The sequence below is a fragment of the Stenotrophomonas sp. PD6 genome (genome assembly GCF_049199305.1).
Lineage (GTDB): Bacteria > Pseudomonadota > Gammaproteobacteria > Xanthomonadales > Xanthomonadaceae > Stenotrophomonas.
Genome location: NZ_JBLZQD010000017.1, coordinates 43,332 through 67,160 on the forward strand (window position 1 = coordinate 43,332; position 23,829 = coordinate 67,160).

A 23,829-nucleotide genomic window follows, 5' to 3' on the forward strand; every position below is an offset into this window, starting at 1 on the left:
TATAGGCCCGGTGGCGGCGGGGGCATGTTGCGGTGCGAGGGCAGCCACGCATGGCGTGGCTCTACCTCATCGCTGCGTGGCGGGTGGCGCATGGATAGCCCCACCACGGATACAATCGGCGGTTCTTTCGTTTTGGGGTCGCTTGATGCGCTCGAACCTGCTCGCCTTCTCCGTCGTTGCCAGCCTTGGGCTGGTCCAGGCCGCCCATGCCGCTGAGGGCATGTGGGTGCCGCAACAGCTGCCTGAAATCGCCGGGCCGCTCAAGCAGGCGGGCCTGAAGCTGTCCCCGGAACAGATCTCGGACCTGACCGGTGACCCGATGGGCGCCGTGGTCGCGCTGGGCGGCTGCACGGCCAGCTTCGTCTCCCCGCAGGGTCTGGTGGTCACCAACCACCACTGCGCCTACGGTGCGATCCAGCTGAACTCCACCGCCGAGAAGAACCTGATCAAGGACGGCTTCAATGCGCCAACCCTGAAGGACGAGCTGAGCGCCGGCCCCAACGCCCGCGTGTTCGTGCTGGACCAGATCACCGACGTCACCGACCAGGCCAAGGCCGCCATCGCCGCCGCCGGCAAGGACCCGCTGGCCCGCACCCGCGCGCTGGAAGCCTTCGACAAGGCGCAGACCGCCGCCTGCGAGGCCGACGCCGGCTTCCGCTGCCGCCTGTACAGCTTCTCCGGCGGCAACACCTACCGCCTGTTCCGCAACATGGAAATCAAGGACGTGCGCCTGGTCTACGCGCCCCCGTCCAGCGTGGGCAAGTTCGGCGGCGACGTGGACAACTGGATGTGGCCGCGCCACACCGGTGACTTCTCGTTCTACCGTGCCTACGTGGGCAAGGACGGCAAGCCCGCCGCGTTCTCGGCCGACAACGTGCCGTACCAGCCCAGGCACTTCCTGAAATTCGCCGACCAGCCGCTGGGCGCCGACGACTTCGTGATGGTGGCCGGCTACCCGGGCCGCACCAACCGCTACGCGCTGGCCGGTGAGTTCAACGAGACCGCCGACTGGACCTACCCGACCATCGCCCGCCACTACAACGCGGTGCTGGAGATGATCGACAAGGCCGGCAAGGCCGATGCCGACGTGAAGGTGAAGTACGCCGCCACCGCCGCCAGCATGAACAACGTGGCCAAGAACTACGCCGGCCAGCTGGAAGGCTTCAAGCGCATCGACGCGGCCGGCCAGAAGCAGGCCGAGGAAGCGGCCGTGCTGGCCTGGCTGAAGAAGCAGGGCGCTGCCGGCAAGCCGGCGCTGGCCGCGCACGCGCAGCTGATCAAGCACCTGGATACCAGCAAGGTCACCCGCGAGCGCGACCTGTTCGTGAGCCAGTTCAACAACACCTCCGCCGTTGCCGCGGCGCTGTCGCTGTACCGCCTGTCGATCGAACGCGCCAAGCCCGATGCCGAGCGTGAGGCCGGCTACCAGCAGCGTGACCTGCCCACCCTCGAAGGCAACCTGCGCCAGATGGACCGCCGCTATGTGGCGAAGATGGACCAGCAGCTGCAGCAGTACTGGCTGAACCAGTACGTGGCCCTGCCGGCCGCGCAGCGCAACAACGAGGTGCTGAACCAGTGGCTGGCCGGCAGCGATGCCGCCGCCGTCAATGGCCTGGTCGGCAAGTTGTCCGCCACCAAACTGGGCAGCCTGGACGAGCGCCTGACCTGGTTCAAGGCCGACCGCGCCGCGTTCGAGGCCAGCACCGACCCGGTGATCCAGTACGCCGTGGCGACCATGCCGGCCCTGCTCAAGCAGGAAGAGCAGAAGAAGACCCGCGAAGGCGAATCGCTGCTGGCGCGCCCGACCTACCTGCAGGCGCTGGCCGACTACAAGAAGAGCAAGGGCGAGTTCGTCTACCCGGACGCCAACCTGTCGCTGCGGATCACCTTCGGCAATGTGATGGGCTATGCGCCCAAGGACGGCGTGGCCTACACCCCGTTCACCACGCTGGAGGGCATCGTGGCCAAGGAAACCGGCGCCGACCCGTTCGATTCGCCCAAGCCGCTGCTCGATGCGGTCAAGGCCAAGCGTTACGGCGGGCTGGAGGACAAGCGGATCGGTTCGGTGCCGGTCAACTTCCTGTCCAACCTGGACATCACCGGCGGCAACTCCGGCTCGCCGGTGCTGGACGCGCACGGCAAGCTGGTCGGCCTGGCCTTCGACGGCAACTGGGAATCGGTCAGCTCCAACTGGGTGTTCGACCCGGTCATGACCCGCATGATCGCGGTGGACAGCCGCTATATGCAGTGGATCATGCAGGAGGTGGCCCCGGCGCCGCAGCTGCTGAAGGAGCTGAACCTCACGAAGTGAGGTGAGGGTTCCGAGTGCCGGCCAGAGGCCGGCGCTACCGATACCTGACCCCGCGGCAACCCGCGGGGTTTTTCGTTGGGCGCGCGGGCGCGGGGCCGGTGCGCCGGCAAGGTATGATGGCCATTCCCCCCGATCGTTCACGTCATGTGAACGATTGCGACTGTCTTCCTCCTCCCCAAGGACCTCTAGTTCGCATGCGCATCCTGCTTGCCCGTCACGGCGAAACCCCGTGGAATGCCGAAGGCCGTTACCAGGGCCAGATCGATATCCCGTTGTCGCCGATCGGCGAAGCCCAGGCCCAGGCGCTGGGCGAACGCCTGAAGTCGGTGGACATCACCCGTGCGGTGGCCTCGCCGCTGTCGCGCGCGCAGCGCACCGCGCAGCTGGCGCTGGGCGCCGGTCGCGCCGACATGCTGCTGACCGAACCGGACCTGCAGGAGATCGCCCACGGCGAGTGGGAAGGCCTGCTGGCCACTGAAATCCATGACAAGGACCCGTCGCGCCGGCAGGCCTGGCGCGACGAGCCCGATACCGTGCTGATGCCCGGCGGCGAATCGCTGCGGCTGGTGCTGGACCGCAGCTGGCGCGGCCTGGCCCGCGCCACCGAAGGCCTGGGCGAACACGACACGCTGCTGGTGGTCGCCCACGACGCGGTCAACCGGGTGATCCTGTGCCGCATCCTGGGCCTGCCGCTGTCGCGCCTGTGGACCTTCCGCCAGGCACCGACCACGCTGAATCTGCTCGAAGGCGCCGACCTGGACAGCCTGGAAGTGGTGCGGTTGAACGATTGTGCGCACCACACGCCGTTCTTTGGTGAGGCCAAGCATCGGGCGTTGTAGGTTTTTTTGGGGCAGCCGACTAACAGTCGGCTCTACTTTTTTTCACGCGCACCAAGTTTTCTGCCATGACGAATACCCGCCCGCACACTCTCGCCGATTGGCTCACCTTCATCGAGCAGCAGCACCCGGCCACCATCGACATGGGGCTCGAGCGCGTACGTGCGGTGGCCACCGCGATGGGCCTGGGCCAGCCTGCACCGCAGACCATCGTGGTCGGCGGCACCAACGGCAAGGGCTCCACGGTGGCGTTCATCGAGTCGATCGCGCGCGCGGCGGGCTGGAAGGTGGGCGCGTACACCTCGCCGCACCTGCTGCGCTACAACGAGCGGGTGCGCATCGACGGTGAGGACGCATCGGATGCGGCCCTGGTCGCAGCGTTCCATGCCATCGAAGACGCCCGCGGCAGCACCACGCTGACCTATTTCGAGTACGGCACGCTGGCCGCGCTGTACCTGTTCGCGCAGGCCGGGCTGGACCTGGCTGTGCTGGAAGTGGGGCTGGGCGGGCGGCTGGATGCGGTCAACATCGTCGACGCCGACGTGGCGGTGATCACCACCGTGGACATCGACCACAGCGACTGGCTGGGCGACGACCGCGAGGCCATCGGCACCGAGAAGGCCGGCATCATCCGCGGCTGGAAGCCGGTGATCCTGGGCGAGACCGACCCGCCGTCCAGCGTGCTGGCACGCGCCTACCTGGTGGGCGCCAACGCGATCCGGGGCGGCAGTGATTTCTTCGCCGACGCCATCGATGCGCAGCGCTGGCGCTGGCGCGACGTGGGCTTCCGCATCGAGTTGCCGATGCCGGCGTTGCGCGGCCCCATCCAGCTGCGCAATGCCGCCTCGGCCATCGCCGCGCTGCGCGCGCTGGACAAGCCGCTGCCGCGCGCGGCCATCGCCGACGGCGTGGCCCAGGCCCGCATCCGTGGCCGCCTGCAGGCGTTCGATCGCGACGGCGTGGAGGTGCTGGTCGACGTGGGCCACAACCCGCAGGCCGCGCGCGAGCTTGCCGCCGCGCTCAAGGCCGCGCCGGTGGCCGGCCGGACCCTGGCCGTGTTCGCCGCGCTGCAGGACAAGGACGCGGTTGGCGTGGTGGAGGCCCTGGCCGAACGCGTCGCTGCGTGGCACCTGGCCGGGCTGGAAGGGGCGCGTGCACAGAGCGCCAGCGCACTGCGCGCGCGCCTGGCCGGCACGGCCGCCGCCGCCGCGCTCACCCATGCCGATGTCGACACGGCGCTGCAGCAGGCACTGGCCGACGCGCACGCCGGCGACCGCGTGCTGGTGTTCGGCTCTTTCCATACCGCCGCACAGGCGTTGCAGTGGCTGGATCACGCCCGCTGATGCGGGCCCTGCAGCGCATCGTTCAGCCGCCTTCGACGCGCCGCACCTGCGCGCCCGTATAATCGCCGTGGCATTCCGCCGCGCCGCCCTGCCTGCCTTCCGTGGATACTCCTCTGAAACAGCGACTGATTGGTGCCATCGTCCTGGTGGCGTTGGCCGTGATTTTCCTGCCCATGCTGGTCAAGGGCCCTGCGCCCGACAGTGGCGTGGCCAATGTGCCGATCAGCGCGCCGGATGCTCCGGCCGATGGCCAGTTCCAGACCCGTGAGCTGCCGCTGGTCGCCCCGACCGGTGCCGCCACCGGCCTGCAGAGCGGCGTGTCCAGCACCCAGCCGCCGCAGCAGGACGCGGCCGCGCCGGCCGAACCTGCCGCTGCGGATACCTCGCCGGCCGTCGCCGCCGGCAACTACGCCGTGAGCTTTGGCGCCTATGCCAGCCAGGCCGATGCCAATGCAGTGATTGCGTTCCTGAAGAAGGCCCAGCTGCCGGGCTTCAGCGAGCCGGCCACCATCAATGGCCGCCAGGCCTGGCGTGTGCGTGTGGGGCCCTATGCCGACCGCGCGCAGGCCGAAGCCGCCCGCCTGGAGGCGGTGAAGGTACGCAACGACGTGAAGGCCGAAGTGGTGACCCTGGACGCGCGCGCCGACAGCGCCGCCGTGGCTGCCGCCCCGACGCCCGCCCCGACCCCCACGCCGGCACCCGCAGCCTCCAGTGCTGCCGCCGCGCCGGCGGCCGCCACGGTCAAGACCGAAGCGCTGCCGCCCGAACCGGTCGCGGCGGCCAAGCCGGCACCGAAGCCCGAAGCCCCCAAGCCGGAGCCCAAGCCGGCCCCGGCCAAACCCGAACAGGCCGCCGCCAAGCCGGTGGACGTGCCGGCCACGCCGGCCGCCAGCAGCGTGGGCTTCGCCGTCCAGCTGGGCGCCTTCGGCCAGGCCGCCGAGGCCAATGCCCTGCGCGACAAGGTCCGCGCCGCCGGCTTCAGCGCCTTCGTGGAGCAGGTACGCACCGACAAGGGCACGCTCAACCGCGTGCGCGTCGGCCCGGTCGCCAATCGAGCCGAGGCGGAGAACCTCAAGGCACAGGTTGCGTCCAAGGTCGGCGTGGCCGGCATGGTCCGGCCGCATCCCTGATGCGGCCTTCGCATGATTGATTTCGTGCTGCTGGCGGTGATCGGCATCTCGACCCTGCTCGGGGTGATGCGCGGCTTCGTCAGCATCGTCATCAGCACCTTCTCGTGGCTGCTGGGGGGCTGGGCCGCGCTGATGTTCGGGCGCAGCGCCGCCGCCTGGTGGTCGGCACCGGCCGCACCCGGCACGGGGCATTACTTCGCCGGCTACCTCACCGTGTTCCTGCTGGTGATGGTGTCGGTCTGGGCGATCGGCCTGGTGATCCGCCAGGCGGTGCGCTCGACCAGCATGAACAGCGCCGACCGGGTGATGGGCGGCGGCCTGGGCCTGGCGCGTGGCGCCCTGATCGGCTGCGCGCTGCTACTGCTGGCGTCCTACACCCCGCTGACCCGTGAGGCGACCTGGCGCGACTCGCACCTGCGCGCGCTGCTGGACCCCGGCGTGGGCTGGATGCAGGCCAAGATGCCCCGCATGCCCGAGCTGCCCGAGCTGCCGGACCTGAAGCAGATGCAGGGCCTGCCGGGCATGCCGACGGCGCTGCCGGAGGTGAACATGGCGCAACTGCCCGGGGCGGAGTTGGGCAAGCCGGGCCGGACAGGCGATAATGGCGTCCTTGGCCAGTTGCTGGGTGGGCGCGGATGGCCGCGACCGCTGGATGAGACCCCGCAGCAGGCGGTGGACCCCGCCGACGTGTGGGCTCCAGGCGCCCGGCCAGCCTCCCCCCAGAACATCGACCCGGCGCTCGTGCGCCCGGACGACACCGCTCCGGCACGGAACGGTTCCCCCGGCCAGGCACGGCCACCTTCACAGTAGATGGGCCCAGCCCAGCGGAGATTCGCACCATGTGTGGCATCGTCGGAATCGTCGGCAATCAGAACGTCGCCGGGCAGTTGTATGACGGCCTGACCGTCCTCCAGCATCGCGGCCAGGACGCGGCAGGCATCGCCACCGCCGACGGCACCCGTCTGCGCGTGCAGAAGGCCAACGGGCTGGTGCGCGATGTGTTCGACGCCAAGACCATGTCCACGCTGGAAGGCCGCGTCGGCATCGCCCACGTGCGCTACCCGACCGCTGGCTCGGAAGGCATGGACGAGGCGCAGCCGTTCTACGTCAATTCGCCTTACGGCATCGCGCTCGCCCACAACGGCAACCTGATCAATACCGAGGCGCTGCGCCAGCAGGTGTTCGAACAGGACCGCCGCAACGTCAATACCGATTCGGACAGCGAAGTGCTGTTGAACGTGTTCGCCTTCGAACTGGACGCGCAGCGCCAGCTGACCCCGGAAGCGGCGATCCGTGCGGTGGCCGGCGTGCACCGCCGCTGCAAGGGCGGCTATGCGGTCATCAGCGTGGTGCTGGGCCTGGGCCTGGTCGCCTTCCGCGATCCGCACGGCATCCGCCCGCTGGTGCTGGGCAAGCGCGCCCACGCCGAAGGCGATGAGTACATTGTGGCCTCGGAGTCCGCCGCGCTGGACGTGCTGGGCTTCCAGCGCGTGCGCGATGTGCGCCCGGGCGAGGCGCTGGTCATCACCGCGCGCGGCGAGCTGTTCTCGGAAGTCTGCGCGGAGCCGGCCGAGCACAGCCCGTGCATTTTCGAGTACGTGTACTTCGCGCGCCCGGACTCGATGATCGACAATGTGTCGGTGCACAAGGCGCGCATGCGCATGGGCATCAAGCTGGGCGAGAAGATCCTGCGCCTGCGTCCGGACCATGACATCGATACGATCATTCCGATTCCGGACACGTCGCGCGACGCGGCGCTGGAGATCTCCAATACGCTCGGGGTGAAGTACCGCGAAGGCTTCATCAAGAACCGCTACATCGGCCGCACGTTCATCATGCCGGGGCAGGGTGAGCGGGTGAAGTCGGTGCGCCGCAAGCTCAATCCGATCCACCTGGAGTTCCGCAACCGCGTGGTGCTGCTGGTGGACGATTCGATCGTGCGCGGCACGACCAGCCAGCAGATCGTGCAGATGGCGCGCGACGCCGGCGCCCGCAAGGTGTACCTGGCCAGCGCGGCGCCGCCGGTGCGTTACCCGAACATCTACGGCATCGATATGCCGGCCGCCGAGGAACTGGTGGCGCACAACCGCAGCGTGGAAGAGATCGAGGCGCACCTGGGGTGCGACTGGTTGATCTACCAGGACATCGAAGACATGGAAGCGGCGGTGCGCGAGGGCAACCCGGAGCTGAAGTCGTTCGATTCGTCGTGCTTCAACGGTGTCTACCCGACCGGTATCGAGCCGGGCTATTTCGAGCGCATCCAGCAGTTGCGTTCGGATGACGCCAAGCACAAGCGTCGCGCCTGAGGCACGGCGGGTGAGCGCGCAGCTGCCGCTGGAGGATGCGGCCGGTGATCTGCTGCGCGCGGCGCAGCTGTGCATGGCCGAAGCGGACCCGCTGCGCAAGGTGGCGTTGACGCAGCACTACGCGGCGCAGTTCCGTGCGGGGCAGTTGAAGGCGCGCGCGGATGCGCCGCCGCCCGAGCCGATCCGCATGCCCGGCCGGCCGCCGCAACTGCAGCTGGTGCACCCGCGCGATGTGGCGCGGCGTGGGCTGGGCAATGCGGAAGGACGCGCGGCGTTCATTCACGCGATTGCGCATATCGAACTCAATGCGATCGACTTGGCCTGGGATGCGGTATACCGCTTCCGCGGGCTGCCGGGGTCGTTCCATGCGGACTGGGTCAGCGTTGCGGACGACGAGTCGCGGCACTTCGAGCTGCTGAATGGACGGTTGCAGGCGCATGGCCATGCCTATGGCGATTTCGCGGCGCACAACGGGTTGTGGGAGATGTGCGAGAAGACGGCGCATGATGGTCTGTCGCGCATGGCGCTGGTGCCGCGCGTGCTGGAAGCGCGCGGACTGGATGTGACGCCGGGGATGATCCTCAAGCTGCGCTCGGTCAACGACCATGCGACGGCCGATGTGCTGGAGATCATTCTGCGCGAGGAGGTCGCGCATGTGGCTGCCGGTACGCGCTGGTACCGGTGGTATTGCGAGCGTGCGGGCGTCGAGCCGCGCGCGCGTTTCATCGCGTTGTTGAAGGAATACGCCAACGGTTTCTTGTACGGCCCGTTCAATCTCGAGGCGCGCTTGCTGGCGGGATTCGAGCAGGATGAGTTGGCGGATCTGATCGAGCAGGCGGGGCGCACGCCCGGCCGGTCGCCATAGGGTCGTCGACGTTGACTTGGCGCCGGGCTTTGCCCGGCTTCATGCGTTTGGGCGAACAGCCGGTGGCCCACGATCTTCTGGGTTGGCGGGACGGTGCGGGTTTGCGGGACACGCCGTGAATCCGTCCTTGGAGGCTCGTAGAAAACATCCATGTTTTCTGCGGTCCCGCAAACCCGCCCCGACCCACCTTCGACAGGTGGTTGGTGGCCAAGGTAAAAGCGGCCCGTCCCGGTAGGGTCGAATCCCAACGACGACGTGCATGGATGCACAAGTGGTGCGGCCGCAGGATGCGGAGGAGCACCACTGCCGATAACGGTGAACCACGCGATGGCGCATGAAAACAATCTGCGTCCACGAAATTCAAAACGCCATTAAACATTCCTCAACACCACGCGCCTCCCGTCTTCCGTTGGCCGGTTGATGTAAAACAACCCCGGCCCCGGCCGATACGGCAATTCACGCGTCGCATCATCGGCCGCATACAACAACGCGGTGTCGCCCAACGCATCGAAATTCCAATGCGCCGATTGCATCAGGTAGCGCTGGCGCAACAGCAATTCCTGCGCTGCCTCGAGCGGCTTCCCGGCCAGCAGGCGCGCGGCGATCGGTGCGAGTTCCGGCGGCAACGCCAACGTCGGATCATCGTCCGGTTGCTGCGCCCACACCACACCCGCTGCCGCCGCGCGCTGGTGCATCAGTCGCAGCGCGACCAGCTGGTAGCGCCAGTCGATCTCGCGTTTGAGCACTACGGCCGCATGCGCGAACAGCACCCACTGCGGCAGGACGCTGTCGCTGCCGGCGATGCGCAGTTGCTGCCAGCGGTGCCACACATCCACCCAGATGGTGTCGTCGCCCAGTCCGAGCTCGGCCTGCCAGCGCCGGCAGTCGGCCTGTGCGCGCGCGTAGACCTGGGTGCTGCGCAGCAGTGCCAACGGCGGTGCGGCAGTATCGGGCACGTCGTGCTCGCGGATGCGCTGGCCCTGCGGACGGGTCAGTAGTTTGGGGCCCTCGATGCGCTGGTCGTAGCCGCCGCCGATGTTGGCGTGCACGCCGGGCAGGGCGATCTCTTCATGGGGCGGCGCCACGGTGGTGAGCGGGAAGAAGTGGCGGTGTTCGTCGCGCGCGACCAGTTGCAGGACGTTGTCCGCGCAGTCGGCTGCCAGGCCGACCTGCGGCAGTTCGTCGTGCTGGCGTGGGTTGATCGCCACGACGGTGTCGAACAGGCCGATCATGCGTACCGGGCGCAGCGGCAGTGGCGTGGCCAGTTGCCAGCCGGTGCGGCGCAGCTGTTCCTGCAGCCAGGCGTGCCCATCGGGACGGTTGAGCCGGTTGACGGCATCGCGCGCGGACGCGGCGCCGCGTGAGAAGCCGAACAGGTCCAGCCGCACCTGCGCCAGCACCTGCTGCGGGAACCGTCGCGACAAGGCACGCAGGGCTTCCGGCAGGCGTTCGTCCAGTGCGCGCCGGACCTTGGCCTTCACGCCGGTGCGGCCGATGCCGAACGCCAGGCCCATGAGGTCGTCGTCCTCGCCGGTACGGGTGCCGGCGCCTTCGATGTAGATCGCCAGCGACAGCAGGCCCGGCATGGACGCTGGCTGAAGGCGCTGGTCGGGGTAGAGCGCGTGCAGCCGCGCGATGTTGGTCAGGCCGTTGCTGTAGCTGCTGGTGAGGCGGCTCTGGTAGGGCGAGGCGTCGTCGGCCAGCACGGCCGGCGCGGGCGGCCGCGGCGCGGGGGTGGTGCTGCCGGGCGGGCGCGAGGCACGCAGCAGGTTGTCGGCGTTGTTGCGGGTGCCATCGAAAAACAGGCCGATCTGCAGCGTGACCGGCACGGTGGTGGTCGGAGTGAGCTGCCCTGCCATGGCCTCGGTTCCCCTGTCGATGCGCAACAACGGTAGCGCGAAATCAACGCGGACGCGACGTTGCTGAACCGCTGTGGCTGCCTGTCACAGTTCCGCAAATTGATCGACCGGCTCTATTGAATTCACGCGATCAATTAGCGCCAGATGGTTCGGCCTGCCGAGAGGGGCGGCAGCGCGAACACGTTCACTTCCGATGTTCACTCAAAGAGAGACGACACGATGTCCAGTTCGATGAGAAAGACCGCAAGTGCGATCACGTTGTTCCTGGCGGTGGCCGGCACCGCCGCCGCCGCACCCTTGTTCGAGCCGGTGACGGTGTTGAGCCGCGCCAGTGCGGCCAGCCAGCCGGCTGCGCAGGCGGTGCTGTCGGCGCCGTCCACGGCCGCCGTGCAGGAGGTCCGCGTGGATGCCGGTGCGGTGGTGGCCGCGCAGCGACAGTTGGAGTTCGAGCTGCTCGGCACGCCGGTGCAGGCGCTTCAGCAGCGCGTGGAATCGCTGCCGGATGGCGGCGCCATCTGGTACGGCAGCCTGCGTGACGCGAGTTCGAAGTTGACCCGCCAGGCCAGCACCCAGGACCCGGGCAATTCGGTGATCCTGGTGCAGAACGCCGGTACGGTGACCGGCTCGATCCGCAAGGACGGCACGCTGTATCGCCTGCGTCCGCTCAGCGACGGCCGCCACGTGCTGGTGCAGGTGGACGAGTCGCGCATGCCGGCAGAGCACCCGGCCGATTACAACTCCCTGCCGAAGATCGACATGCCGGTCAGTGACCGCGCCGGCATTGCGGCGGCGTCATCGGGAACCCCGGCCACCATCCGCGTGCTGGTAGCGGCCACCAATGCTGCGGTGGCCGCGTATGGCGGCAACATGCAGTCGCTGGTGCAGCTGGCGGTGGCCGAGTCCAACCAGGGCTACACCAACAGCAACGTCGGCATCACCATGCAGCTGGCCGGTTACCAGGCGGTGACGTATACCGAGTCGGGCGATTTCAGCACGGACCTGGCGCGCTTCCGCTCCACCAGTGATGGCTACATGGATGCGATCCACACCACCCGCAACAGCACCGCGGCGGATGTGGCGGTACTGCTGATCAACAACAGCAGCTATTGCGGCCTGGCATCGGGCATCGGCTCCACGGCGTCGACCGCGTTTGCGGCGGTGTATTGGGACTGCGCAACGGGCTACTACTCGTTCGCGCACGAGATCGGCCACCTGCAGAGCGCGCGGCATGACATCTCCACTGACTCCAGCACTTCGCCGTATGCGTATGGCCACGGCTACCGCTACCAGCCCGCCACCGGCGCGCGCTGGCGCACCATCATGGCCTACGACTGCACGGCCGGCTGCCCGCGCCTGAACTTCTGGTCCAACCCCAACATCAGCTACAACGGGGTGCCGATGGGCATTGCCTCCAGTGCGGACAACCAGCGCGTGCTGGTCAACACCAAGGCTGCGATCGCCGCGTTCCGTTGAGGGAGTCGGTAGCACACGACCAACCGGAGCACACGACCAACAGTCGTGTGCTACCGGCAGGGCGGATTTACGCCAATGAATCCAGCGTCCAGCCCTGTGGAGTGACGCGCAGTACCGATCCCTGTTCGTACCAGTCGCCCAGCACGATGCGCGTGCAGGCACGGCCACCGGCCTGCAGGGTGTGGATGGCCGGGCGGTGGGTGTGGCCATGGATGAGGGTGTCCACGCCGTGACGCACGAAGGTGGCGGTCACCTCGTCGGGCGCAACGTCGGTGACGGTCTCGAAGGTGGCGCGGTCGCCCTGTTTCATTTCCGACTGGCGTGCCTGGCTGGCATCGCGCGCCTTCTGCGCGAAGGCGATGCGTGCGGCCAGCGGCTGTGACAGGAACTGCGCCTGGAACACCGGGTCGCGGGTCTGTGCCCGGAACTGCTGGTACGCCACATCGTCGGTGCACAGCAGGTCGCCGTGCTGCAGCAGCACCGGGGTGCCGTACAGGTCGATGACGCTGGGATCGGGAAGGATGCGGAAGCCCGCGCGGCGTGCGTACTCTTCGCCGACCAGGAAGTCCCGGTTGCCGCGGATGAAGTACACCGGGACGCCGGCGTCGGCGACCGCCTTCAGGGCGTCGGCAACGGCATCGGCCGCGGGCGAGGGCGTGTCGTCGCCAATCCAGGCTTCGAACAGATCGCCCAGGATGTACAGCGCCTCGGCGTGCATCGCCTCATCGCGCAGGAACGCCAGGAACAGGTCGGTAATGGCTGGACGGCTCGGGTCCAGATGCAGATCGGAGATGAACAGCGTGGTCATGCCCGCCATTGTATTCGGTTACCAAACCGGCAATGGCAACCATTGCAGGCTGGCGCCGGCCAGGGCGGTGGCAATCGCCGTGGCGGCCAGCACATCGCTGGGGTAATGCAGCCCCAGCACCACCCGGGACACCCCCACCGCCGCCGTGAACGGCACCAGGATCGGGGCCAGCCAGGGGTAGTAGGCCAGCGCGACGATGGTGAACGACACCGCGTGCAGCGTGTGCCCGGAGGGGAAACTGAATTCGTCCAGCGGCGCCACCCACGCGCGGATGCGCAGGTCGGCGGCATACGGCCGCGGGCGCCGGGTCCAGCGCTTCAGGCCCTTGTACAGCAGCAGCGCCATCAGCCCGGTGGCGGCCATGTGCAGCGAGGCGCGCAGGCCGTCGAAGCCATCCAGCAGCACCAGCGCGCCCATCAACGCGTACCAGAACACGCCGTCACCCAGCCGGCTGACCGCGGCGAACAGCCGGCGCACGCGGCGGCGCCGGCAGTAGTGGTTGGCACGGCGGCACCAGCGGGTTTCGCGCCCGCGCAGGGCGTCAAGCGGCGTGGTCGGCATGCGGCCTCCGCGCGCTGGCCAGTTCGGCCAGCAGGGTCTCGAATTCGGCGACCACCTGTTGCGGGTGCAGGCGCTGCATGGCCGCCGCTGCGTTGCGGCCCAGCCGTTCGCGCGTCGCGTCGTCGCCGGCAAGGCGCACCGCCGCTTCGACGAAGCCGTTGTCATCGTCCACGGCCACGCCGCTCTCGTCCGTACGCAGGTGCTCGCGCGCCGCGCCGTAGTCGAAGGCCAGCGTGGCCAGGCCGCTGGCCATGGCCTCGAGCGTCACGTTGCCGAAGGTCTCGCTGCGGCTGGGGAACAGGAACAGGTCGCCGCTGGCGAAGTGGCGGGCCAGCGCCTCGCCGCGCTGCACGCCGCAGAAGATGAAGTCGGGGTTTTCATGCGCCAGCTTCTCGCGCGAGGGGCCATCGCCGACCCAGACGAAGCGCGCCTTGGGCCGTACCTGCTGCAGCCGGCGGAAGGCCTTCACGGCCAGTGCAAGATTCTTCTCCGGCGCGATGCGGCCCACGTAGATCGCCGCGAACCCGCTGCCCTCGATGCCCCATTCCTCGCGCAGCGCCGGGTCGCGCCGCTGCGGGTCGAACTGGCTGCTGTCCACCGCGCGCGCCAGCAGGCGCACGCGGTCGAAGCCCTGGCTGGCAAGGAACTGCTGCAGCTCCTGGGTGGGCACCAGGGTGGCATCGGCCTGGTTGTGGAAGCGGCGCATCCAGCGCAGTGCCGCCGCCTGCAGCCAGGCCACGCCGTAGTCGGGCAGGTATTCGTCGAAACGGGTATGGAAGCCGCTGGCCACCGGAATGCCCAGGCGTCGTGCGGCGCGCAGCGCCGACCAGCCCAGCGGGCCTTCGGTGGCGATGTAGATCGCATCGGGGCGGTGCTGCTGCCACTGCCGTGCCAGCCGCTTCGGGGCGGGCAGGCCGAAGCGCAGGCCCGGGTAGCGCGGCAGCCCGGCGCCCTGGACCAGCAGCGCGCCGTCGGCATCGTCCTCGCTACCCTGGCGGGGGCGGACCAGGTCCACCTGGTGGCCGGCCGCGCGCAGACCCTGTTCCAGCCCCTGCACGGTCAGGGCGACGCCGTTGACTTCGGGGGGATACGTTTCGGTGACGATGGCATAGCGCATGGCGGGCCTCCGGTTTGAAGGCATGCTCGGGGTTGGCCATGTAGCCGACATGACATGACCATGACCGGCAAATGACGCGGTTTCAGGCACAAAAAAAACCACGGCCCCGAAGGGCCGTGGTCATCGTGCATCAACCGCGCGGGGCGATCAGAAGCGCTGCTGATACTTCATGTAGATGAAGCGGCCGATGTCATACCCGCCGTAGTACGAGAAGGCCGAGTTCGGCTTGCTGTACATGATCGGGCCCAGGCGGTCGAAGACGTTGTTGGCACCGACCGAGACGGTGGCATCCCACGGCAGGCTGTAGCGCACCTGCACGTCATGGAAGGTGACCGAACCGCGTTCGTTGTAGTTGCGCGACCCCTTGTACCAGGGCGCGTACTGGTTCGGATCCGAGCACTCTTCCGGGTACAGCGCGATGTTGGCGCACTGTTCCTTCACACCCGAGTAGTAACGGGCGGTCCAGCTCATGCCGAAGTTCTCCAGGTCCCAGCCCAGCACCATGTTGGAACGGATGCGGAAGCCGCTGCCGATGCCGTTGGTGGTGGTCGGCACGACGCTGGCGTCGTTGGTCGAACGGTAGATGTTGCTGGACACATAGGTGGTGGCCGAATTCAGCGAGAACTTGCCGAAGTCGGTGTCCAGGCGGTAGTTCAGGTCCAGATCGTAACCTTCGGTTTCCAGGAAACCGGCGTTGCGGTTGCCGAACTTCAGGTTGGTCACGATGCCGGTGACCGGATCGCGATCGAAGCGGGTGCAGCGCGCGTCGATGCCCTGCTCATAGCAGTCGATCAGGATCTGGCTGGGCGAATCGGAAATGATGGTGTTGTCGATGCGGATCTTCCACCAGTCCAGCGAGGCGTTGAAGTTCTGGATGAAGCCGGGGCTCCAGACCAGGCCCAGCGTCTTGCTCTTGGACGTTTCCGGGGTCAGCAGCGGGTTCGAGCCGGAGGTGAACGGCACCGGGGTGGCATCGGTGGCAACGGTCACCGGCGTGCCGCCCTGGCGCAGCTGGCGGAAGGTGGCGGCATTGGCGATGTCACGCGAGCAGCGGGCGCGGACTTCGGCGCTGCTGCGCGAGGCACCGAACACGGTGTCGCACGGATCGCTGAACTGGGCGAAGGTTTCCGAACCGCCACCGAACAGGTCGTTGATGGTCGGCGAGCGGAAGCCCTCGGCCCAGGTACCACGCACCATCAGCGAGTCGATCGGCTTCCACTTGAAGCCGAACTTGCTGTTGAGGGTGTTGCCGAAGGTGTCGTAGTCCGAGAAGCGGGTGGCACCGTTGAAGGTCAGTTCCTTGGCACCCGGCAGGTCGGCCAGCACCGGGATGTTGAGCTCCAGGTAGGCTTCATTGACGGTGTAGTCGCCACCGGTCGGGCCGGCGGCCAGGTTGGTGGTGGCACCGGTCTGCGCCAGCGCATCGGGGGTGTACTTGCCTTCTTCCTTGCGGCTTTCAACGCCGAAGGCGAAGCCCAGGTCACCGGCCGGCAGGGTCACGATCGAACCGGCGATGTTGGCGAAGAAGTTCTTGGAGGTGGTGCGGCCCTTGGTGGTTTCTTCCGGGAACAGCCATTCCTGCAGTGCTTCATTGCCGTACAGGCCGTTCGGCGCGGTCACGCCGTAGGCCACCAGCGGGTTCCACGGCTTGCACACGTCGAACGAGATCGGGGCGGCGGCGGTACCGCACTGCACCTGGCCCGACGCATTGAGGAACGAGGGGCCCACGCCGCCGGCGACGCGCGCCTTGTGCAGGTTGCCCGTGGCCACCGACTCCAGCTCGTTGCGGTTGTACTGGTAGCCCGCTTCCCAGTCGAAGTAGCGCTCGCCGATGTCGAACGAACCGTCGAACGAGGCCACCGCGCGGTAGGTCTTCAGGTTGCTGGTGGTAACGCGCGGGACTTCCCAGGTACGACGGTTCCAGGCCACCGCGGTGGGCGTGGCATAGCCATGCTGGTTGCCGAACGGGTTGAAGTAGCTGTTGATCGACATCGAGCCGACGCCAGCGGTGCTGGACTGCAGCGGATAGCCGGCGATCTGGCGGGTCGACTCGCGTTCGTTGTACCCCAGCTCGGTGCGGAAGTTGATGCTGTCGGTGATCGCGAAGCGGCCATCGAAGTACACCGAATCGCGCTTGAGCGGATACATCACGTGCATCTGGTCGTTGGCGTTGCTCACATCACCCGTGAACGGGGTGGTGTCGGTGCGGTGGTAGTTGCCCGGCAGGGTCGGGTCCGAACCACGGTTGAGCGAGTAGCCGCAGCCGGCGGTGGCCGTGCAGCCCGGGCCGCGCAGACCGGTGACCTGGCCGTACTGGCTGATGGTGGTCCAGTTGCTGGAATCCAGCGGATGGCGGTCGGTCATGCCGTACTGGCTGAAGCCGCGGTTGCGCGCCCATACGCCCTTTTCTTCGGCGTGTTCGGCCGACAGGGTCAGCGAGATGCGGTCGTTGCTCCAGCCGGCAACCACGTCGAAGCGGTCACGCGCGCCGTCGCCTTCGCTGTACTGGCCGTGGTAGACGTTGGCGGTGACGCCGGTGACGTTGCCGCGGGTGATGATGTTGACCACGCCGGCCATCGCGTCCGAGCCGTAGATGGCCGAGGCGCCGTCCTTCAGCACTTCGATGCGCTCGACGGCCGAGACGGGCAGGGTGGACACGTCCTGGTAGCCGGAGGTGCTGATGCCCAGGCGCTTGCCATTGACCAGCACCAGCGTGCGCTGGGTGCCCAGGTTGCGCATGTCGATGTAGGTGCCGCCCGCATTTTCACCGGCGGTCAGCGCATTGGCGCGGCTGATCGTCGGGCTGCCCATCGCCGTCACGTTCTGCAGGATGTCGGCCACCGAGCTGAAGCCCTGGCGTTCGATATCGGTGCGGCTGATGGCGAACACCGGCTGCGCGGTTTCCACATCAACGGTACGGATGCGCGAACCGGTGATTTCGATGCGGTCCAGATTGGTGGGGTTCGGCGCGTCCTGTGCCATGGCCGGCGCGGCCACCAGGCCAGCGGTACCGGCGACCAGGGCAAAGCGGATCGCCTGCCCCAATACGTTGATGCGTGAATTCATGCGGCTCTCTCTCTCGTTCGGAACTGAATCAAAAAGGGTTGGCGGGGGCCCAAGTTCCCCGCCGTCCCTGAAAACCGACCCGAAACGGGCCGGTGATCCGATCTTAGTCCCAGTCGTTAAGCCTATGTAAATGCTTTCGCCAAAAATATTTCACGACTGTGTAACGAACGAGATGAATTTGCATGAAAATCAACACATTGTGACAACGGGCACGCGTTACGCCCGGTATCCATTCGTGTCAGTTTGTATCGAGTTGCTGCAATGCAGCATGCTCAATCGCGCAAATCCCGACCGCCGGGGTCGGGATCTGCGCGGTTGAGCAGCAGGCGGGAGGGAGCCCCGGGCGGGACTCAGGCCACAAAGGGGCGGAACTGGATCCCGAGGCTGGCCATGCCGTCGATCTCGCCGATCAGGTCGGCGCGCAGCAGGGGCCGGGCATCGATATAGGCCTGCGGCAGGATCAGCGACAGCCGGGTGTCGTCGGCACTGAGTTCCAGCGCCGGCATCGGGATGTCTTCATGGGCGCGGTTGAGCAGCACCGCCAGCCGCAGCAGGGCGGTCATGCGCCGGGCCGGCAGCAGCAGGCGTTCGGGCAGGGCGTCGAACGCGGACTTGGACACGTTGCGTCGGTGGCTGCGCACCAGCGCGGCCAGCAGCTGCTGCTCCTGGCGTGAGAAGCCGGCGATGTCCGAGTTCTCCAGCACATAGCTGCCATGCACGTGGTAGCCACTGTGGGCGATCATCAGCCCCAGTTCGTGCAGGCGGGCGGACCAGCCCAGCATGCGGGCATCGTCCGGGTCGAGCTGCCAGCTGTCGTCGACCTGGTCCAGCAGGCTCATCGCGGTGCGTTCCACGCGCGTGGCCTGGGCGATGTCGATGCCGTAGCGCAGCGTCAGTGCTTCCACCGACTCGTCGCGCAGGTCGTTCTCGCTGGCGCGGCCCAGGATGTCGTACAGGATGCCCTCGCGCATGGCGGCCTTGCTGACCAGCAGCTTCTGCAGGCCCAGCGCCTGGAAGGCCGCCTCCAGCACCAGAATGCCGCCGGCGATGATCGGCCGGCGGTCGGCCGACAGGCCGGGCAGGTTGATGTCCTCGATGCGCTTGGCCTTGAGCAGTTCGTCGCGCAGTTGCGGCAACGCCTCGGCGGTGATCGCGCCCTTGCTCAGCTTCATGGTGGCGCAGATTTCGCTGATCGCCTTGTGCGTGCCCGACGAGCCCAGCGCTTCCTGCCAGCCCAGCGAGCGGTACTTGGTGGCGAACTGCTGGAACTCGGCGCCGATCTCGGTCAGCGCGTCCTTCCAGCGCTTGCGGCTCAGCTTGCCGCCCGGGAAGAAGCGCCGGGTGCTGGCGATGCAGCCGGCCTGCAGGCTTTCGCGTTCCAGCGTCTGCATGCCCTGGCCGATGATGAATTCAGTGGAGCCGCCGCCGATGTCGATCACCAGCCGGCGCTGGTCGGGCTTGGGCGGCTGCGCATGGGCCACGCCCAGGTAGATCAGGCGGGCCTCTTCGCGTCCGCTGACCACTTCAATGGAATGTCCCAGCGCGGTTTCGGCCGGCATCAGGAAGGCCTGCGGCGAGCGCAGCTGGCGCACGGTATTGGTAGCCAGTGCACGCACGCGGATCGGGGGAACGGCGCGGATGCGCTGGCCGAAGCGGGCCAGGCATTCCAGCGCGCGCTGGCGGGCCTCGGCGGACAGGCCGCCCTTGCCATCCAGGCCGTCGGCCATGCGCACGGTCTCGCGCAGGCGGTCGACCACCCGCAGCTGCCCGAGCGTGTATCGCGCGATGACCATGTGGAAACTATTGGAACCCAGGTCGATGGCGGCGAGCAGGTCGCCATCCTGCAGGGCGGGCGGAGTCGTGGAGGTATGCGGCATGGCCGAATGGTAGCCGAAGGGTGGGTCGCCGCGTCACCGCGCGGCCTTCACATCCTACAATCCCCGCATCAACGCCATCTGCGCCGAGTGCGGTGCCTCGTCGTGGCCGGGCGCGCACTTGGTGTAGTTGCCGTCGGCCTGCAGCTCCCACGCGTTGAGGTTGTCGTCCAGGTAGTTCTGCAGCACGTCGCGGTAGACCTTGCGCGCCAGCTCCGGGTCCAGGATGGGGAAGCAGGTTTCGACCCGGCGCAGCAGATTGCGTTCCAGCCAGTCCGCGCTGGCGCAGTACAGCTCCGAGGCGCCGTCGTTGCCGAACCAGTACACGCGGCTGTGCTCCAGGAAGCGCCCGACAATGGAACGCACCCGGATGTTGTCGGACACGCCCGGCACGCCGGGGCGCAGCGTGCACGCGCCACGCACGATCAGGTCGATCTGCACGCCGGCCTGGGAAGCGGCATACAGCGCGCGCACCACCTGCGGTTCGTTGAGGGCATTCATCTTGGCGATGATCCGCCCCGGGCGACCGCTGCTGGCCAGGCGCATTTCGCGTTCGATCTTCTGCAGCAGGCCGTCGTGCAGGGTGAACGGCGACTGCAACAGGCGCTTGAGGCGGGTACGCGGGGCCAGCCCGGACAGCTGCTGGAACAGCAGGTGCACGTCATTGCCGATGTCGGCATCGGCGGTGATCAGGCTCAGGTCGGTGTACGCGCGCGCCGTGCCGCTGTGGTAGTTGCCCGTGCCCAGGTGCACGTAGCGGCGCAGCTTGCGGCCCTCGCGGCGCACGATCAGCAGCATCTTGGCGTGGGTCTTGTAGCCGACCACGCCGTACACCACCTGCACGCCAGCCTCCTGCAGGCGGTCGGCCAGGCCCAGGTTGGCCTCTTCGTCGAAGCGCGCGCGCAGCTCCACCACCACGGTGACGTCCTTGCCGTTGCGCGCGGCCAGGATCAGCGCATCGACGATCAGCGAATCCTTGCCGGTGCGGTACAGCGTCTGCTTGATCGCCAGCACGTTCGGGTCCACCGCGGCCTGCTTGATCAGGTCCAGCACGGCGGTGAACGCGTCGAAGGGGTGGTGCAGCAGCACATCGCGGCGCGCGACCACCTCGAAGATGCCGTCGCTGTCGCGCAGCGTGCGCGGGTTCATCGGTGGGTACTTCAGTTCCGGACGGGCCAGCAGGTCGTACAGCTGGATCACGCGGTTGAGGTTGACCGGACCGTCGATGCGGTACACCGCGTTCTCGGTCAGCCCGAAGTTCTGCAGCAGGGTGCGCACGATGTCGCGCGGGCAATCCTGCGCGATCTCCAGGCGCACGGCCGGCCGGTAACCGCGGTCGACCAGCTCGTCGCGCAGCGCCAGCGCCAGGTTCTCCACTTCCTCCTCGTCCACCACCAGCTCGGAGTTGCGGGTCACGCGGAACTGGTAGGCGCCCTGGACTTCCATGCCGGGGAACAGCTCGCCGACGAAGGTGGACAGCACCGAGGACAGGAATACATAGGTCTGCGCACTGCCCAGCGAGGCGGGCAGCTGGATGATGCGCGGCAGCGAGCGCGGCGCGCGCACGATGGCCAGGTGACCGGCGCGGCCGAACGCATCGGTGCCCTTGAGCACCACCACGATGTTCAGCGACTTGTTGAGGATCTTCGGGAACGGGTGCGACGGATCCAGGCCCAGCGGCGACAGCACCGGCATGATCTCGTTGCGGAAGTACGCGCGCAGCCAGCGCTTCTGGCGATGGTTCCAGGAGTGGCGGCCGAGCACGTCGATGCCGGCTTCATGCAGCGCCGGGCGCAGCGTCTCGTTCCAGCAGCGGTACTGCTGGTCCACCAGCTGCGCGGCGCGATCATGGATGGCGTTGAGGATCGTCTGCGGGGTCATGCCGTCCGGTGCCGGCGGCAGGCCGAATTCCTGGGCGTGGCGCACGGCCGCGGCGCGGATCTCGAAGAACTCGTCCAGGTTGGTGCAGGAGATGCACATGAAGCGCAGTCGCTCCAGCACCGGCACCTGCGGGTCCATGGCCTGGGCCAGTACCCGGAAATTGAAGTCCAGCTGCGACAGCTCGCGGTTGATGTACAACGCGGGGTCGCGCAGCGGGTCGGTGTCCGCCGGCACGGCGATGGGAACAAGGGTGCTCATGCGGAGAAGTCTTCTGCTGAAGGAAGGGAGGCCACTTCGGTGCGCTCACGCACATGGTCGGCATCGAAGTGGCATGAGAACACACTGCCCTTGCCGACCTCGCTCTGGATTTCCAGGCGTGCGTGGTGCAGGCCCAGGATATGTTTGACGATCGACAGGCCCAGCCCGGTGCCGCCGCTCTCGCGTGAGCGGCTGCTGGAAACACGGTAGAAGCGCTCGGTCAGGCGCGGCAGGTGGGTGGCCGGGATGCCGTAGCCGGTGTCACGCACCGCCAGCACCACGCCTTGGCCCTCGCGCGCCAGCTCCACTTCGACCCGGCCACCGGCCGGGGTGTAGCGCACCGCGTTGGTGACCAGGTTGGAGAAGGCGCTGTGCAGTTCCTTGTTGGACCCCTGCAGGTCGACCCCGGCGCTGTCGATCACGCTGATGGTATGGCGGCTCTGGCTATGCGCCTCGGCTTCGCGGCGCAGCGTGGCCAGCATCGGCGCCATCGCCACGGTCTCTTCTTCGGTGTGTTCCTGCGATTCCAGCCGCGACAGGGTCAGCAGGTCTTCGACCAGCTGCGCCATGCGCTGGGACTGCTTGCGCATTTCCTCCAGCATCGGGCCGGTGCCGGGGAAGTCTTCCGGCTCCATCATGTCCAGGTAGCCGTGCACCACGGTGAGCGGGGTGCGCAGTTCGTGCGAAACGTTGGCGACGAAGTCGCGGCGCACCTGTTCCAGCCGCAGCAGCTTGCTGACGTCGCGTGCGATCAGCAGCCAGTAGTCCGGCGAATAGGGAATCAGGCGCAGGTTGAGCCGGATCGCCGGATCGACCGGGGAGGGCACGTCCAGGATCGGTTCGGCGTTGCGGCCGCCGGCCAGCCAATGCGCCAGCGGCATGGGCTGCAGGCGTTCGACCAGGGCCTCGCCGAGATCGCCCGGGTGATGCAGCCCCAGCAGCGAGGTCGCCGCCTCGTTGAACCACTGCACGCGCTGGCTGTTGCGGTCCACCACCACCACCGCGTCGGGCAGCGCGGCGGCGGCGGCGCGGTAGCTGCGCAGCATGTCCAGCAGGCGCCGCTTGCGCGTACGCATTTCCAGCTGATTGCGGTACAGCAGGCGGTCCAGCTCGTTCCACACGCCGTTGCCGCCGCTCATGTCCCAGCGCTGCCGCGCCGTCAGCCGGCGCAGCACCTTGCGCAGCCGCCAGTAATGCCAGGCCAGCGCCCCGATGGACGCCAGTGCGATGCACATCCACACATGCCCGGTTGCGAGGCCCAGCAGCCCGGCCGCGAGCAGCAGCACGGCGAGCGTGGCAAGGGTTTTCAACCAGGCAGAACGGATGTGGCGCGGCATTGCAATCTCACGTAAAGCGGGGCTCTGCCCCGCTGAATCAAGGGGTTCTACCCCGCTGGAAAGGTGCGATCAGGTCGACGTAGAGAACCGGTAACCCGCGCCGCGCACGGTCTGGACCATGTTCTCCGCCGCGAACGGCTCCAGCGTCTTGCGCAGCCGGCGGATGTGCACGTCGATGGTACGTTCTTCCACGTACACACTGCCGCCCCAGACATGGTCCAGCAGCTGCGCACGGGTGTACACCCGTTCGGGGTGGGTCATGAAGAAGTGCAGCAGGCGGTACTCGGTCGGGCCGATCGGCACGGGCTGGTCACCGGCGAACACGCGGTGCGCGGCGCCGTCGATGCGGATCGTACCGACCGCCACGCTGCCGTCCTCGTCGTCGTCGCGGGCGCGGCGCATCACCGCACGGATGCGGGCCAGCAGTTCGCGTGCCGAGAACGGCTTGACCACGTAGTCGTCCACGCCGGCTTCCAGGCCGCCGACACGGTCGTTTTCTTCGCCGCGCGCGGTCAGCATGATGATCGGCACCTCACGGGTGAGCGCCTCCTTGCGCCAGCGCCGAGCCAGGTCCAGGCCGCTGGTACCTGGCAACATCCAGTCGAGCAGGATCAGGTCCGGCACGCGGTCGGCGATCGCCGTCTGAGCCTCGCGGGCGTCGCCGGCATGAATGGGGTCGTAGTCGCCCTTGCGAAGGGCAAAGGCGACCATCTCGCGGATCGCGGGTTCGTCGTCGACGATCAGGATGCGTTTCTGCACGTGCCCACCGTATTACTCATCAGATCGGGATTGAGCCCAGTAGAC

The 23,829-nt window shown here is 67.8% G+C and carries 17 protein-coding genes; 8 read left to right on the plus strand and 9 right to left on the minus strand.

The genetic code is table 11. The annotated features are described in order from the left end of the window. Window positions 1–145: 145 nt before the first annotated feature. The 7 genes from ACOZHM_RS18085 to ACOZHM_RS18115 all read left to right on the plus strand — a co-directional run bounded on the left by ACOZHM_RS18085 (window position 146) and on the right by ACOZHM_RS18115 (window position 8,791). Window positions 146–2,311, plus strand: coding sequence for a S46 family peptidase (locus tag ACOZHM_RS18085; protein WP_421570693.1), 2,166 nt, complete (start codon window positions 146–148; stop codon window positions 2,309–2,311). Window positions 2,312–2,505: 194 nt separating this feature from the next. Continuing rightward, on the plus strand, window positions 2,506–3,150 hold the full coding sequence (locus tag ACOZHM_RS18090) for a histidine phosphatase family protein (protein ID WP_421570694.1): 645 nt from the start codon (window positions 2,506–2,508) through the stop codon (window positions 3,148–3,150). Between the two features lie 65 nt (window positions 3,151–3,215). Further along, a complete protein-coding gene (folC, locus tag ACOZHM_RS18095; RefSeq protein WP_421570695.1) occupies window positions 3,216–4,490 on the plus strand; it encodes a bifunctional tetrahydrofolate synthase/dihydrofolate synthase in 1,275 nt (424 codons plus the stop codon). Window positions 4,491–4,591: 101 nt separating this feature from the next. Further along, window positions 4,592–5,620, plus strand: coding sequence for an SPOR domain-containing protein (locus tag ACOZHM_RS18100; RefSeq protein ID WP_421570696.1), 1,029 nt, complete (start codon window positions 4,592–4,594; stop codon window positions 5,618–5,620). A 12-nt stretch (window positions 5,621–5,632) separates the two neighbouring features. Next, on the plus strand, window positions 5,633–6,430 hold the full coding sequence (locus tag ACOZHM_RS18105) for a CvpA family protein (RefSeq protein WP_421570697.1): 798 nt from the start codon (window positions 5,633–5,635) through the stop codon (window positions 6,428–6,430). 29 nt (window positions 6,431–6,459) lie between these two features. Beyond that, window positions 6,460–7,926 carry an amidophosphoribosyltransferase gene (purF, locus tag ACOZHM_RS18110; RefSeq protein WP_421570698.1) on the plus strand — a complete coding sequence of 489 codons (1,467 nt, stop codon included), beginning with the start codon at window positions 6,460–6,462 and terminating at the stop codon, window positions 7,924–7,926. 73 nt (window positions 7,927–7,999) lie between these two features. Continuing rightward, the gene (locus ACOZHM_RS18115; protein WP_421570733.1) at window positions 8,000–8,791 is read left to right on the plus strand and encodes a ferritin-like domain-containing protein; all 792 of its coding nucleotides are present in this window, start codon (window positions 8,000–8,002) and stop codon (window positions 8,789–8,791) included. 371 nt (window positions 8,792–9,162) lie between these two features. Here ACOZHM_RS18115 and ACOZHM_RS18120 read toward each other — a convergent pair whose 3' ends face one another. Further along, window positions 9,163–10,650, minus strand: a complete 1,488-nt coding sequence (locus ACOZHM_RS18120) for a DUF2235 domain-containing protein (RefSeq protein WP_421570699.1) — start codon at window positions 10,648–10,650, stop codon at window positions 9,163–9,165. Window positions 10,651–10,869: 219 nt separating this feature from the next. Here ACOZHM_RS18120 and ACOZHM_RS18125 point away from each other — a divergent pair, with 219 nt between their 5' ends. Beyond that, window positions 10,870–12,123 carry a M12 family metallo-peptidase gene (locus ACOZHM_RS18125; protein ID WP_421570700.1) on the plus strand — a complete coding sequence of 418 codons (1,254 nt, stop codon included), beginning with the start codon at window positions 10,870–10,872 and terminating at the stop codon, window positions 12,121–12,123. 67 nt (window positions 12,124–12,190) lie between these two features. On the opposite strand, the gene lpxH is transcribed toward ACOZHM_RS18125, so the two are convergent. From lpxH to phoB, 8 genes are all read right to left on the minus strand, one after another. Continuing rightward, on the minus strand, window positions 12,191–12,931 hold the full coding sequence (gene lpxH, locus ACOZHM_RS18130; protein WP_421570702.1) for a UDP-2,3-diacylglucosamine diphosphatase: 741 nt from the start codon (window positions 12,929–12,931) through the stop codon (window positions 12,191–12,193). Between the two features lie 18 nt (window positions 12,932–12,949). Continuing rightward, window positions 12,950–13,492, minus strand: a complete 543-nt coding sequence (locus ACOZHM_RS18135) for a phosphatase PAP2 family protein (RefSeq protein WP_421570703.1) — start codon at window positions 13,490–13,492, stop codon at window positions 12,950–12,952. Next, window positions 13,473–14,609, minus strand: a complete 1,137-nt coding sequence (locus ACOZHM_RS18140; RefSeq protein WP_421570704.1) for a glycosyltransferase family 4 protein — start codon at window positions 14,607–14,609, stop codon at window positions 13,473–13,475. Before ACOZHM_RS18140 ends, ACOZHM_RS18135 begins: the two co-directional genes overlap by 20 nt. Before the next feature lie 147 nt (window positions 14,610–14,756). Next, complete coding sequence (locus tag ACOZHM_RS18145) at window positions 14,757–17,675, minus strand: TonB-dependent receptor domain-containing protein (protein ID WP_421570705.1); 2,919 nt, start codon at window positions 17,673–17,675, stop codon at window positions 14,757–14,759. Window positions 17,676–18,025: 350 nt separating this feature from the next. Beyond that, window positions 18,026–19,552: an exopolyphosphatase gene (ppx, locus tag ACOZHM_RS18150; RefSeq protein WP_421570706.1), complete on the minus strand. Its 1,527-nt coding sequence runs from the start codon at window positions 19,550–19,552 to the stop codon at window positions 18,026–18,028. A gap of 54 nt (window positions 19,553–19,606) precedes the next feature. Continuing rightward, window positions 19,607–21,688, minus strand: a complete 2,082-nt coding sequence (gene ppk1 / locus ACOZHM_RS18155; RefSeq protein ID WP_421570707.1) for a polyphosphate kinase 1 — start codon at window positions 21,686–21,688, stop codon at window positions 19,607–19,609. Further along, window positions 21,685–23,025 carry a phosphate regulon sensor histidine kinase PhoR gene (phoR, locus tag ACOZHM_RS18160; RefSeq protein WP_421570708.1) on the minus strand — a complete coding sequence of 447 codons (1,341 nt, stop codon included), beginning with the start codon at window positions 23,023–23,025 and terminating at the stop codon, window positions 21,685–21,687. Before phoR ends, ppk1 begins: the two co-directional genes overlap by 4 nt. A gap of 69 nt (window positions 23,026–23,094) precedes the next feature. Then, window positions 23,095–23,784: a phosphate regulon transcriptional regulator PhoB gene (gene phoB / locus ACOZHM_RS18165; protein ID WP_123728486.1), complete on the minus strand. Its 690-nt coding sequence runs from the start codon at window positions 23,782–23,784 to the stop codon at window positions 23,095–23,097. Window positions 23,785–23,829 lie beyond the last annotated feature (45 nt).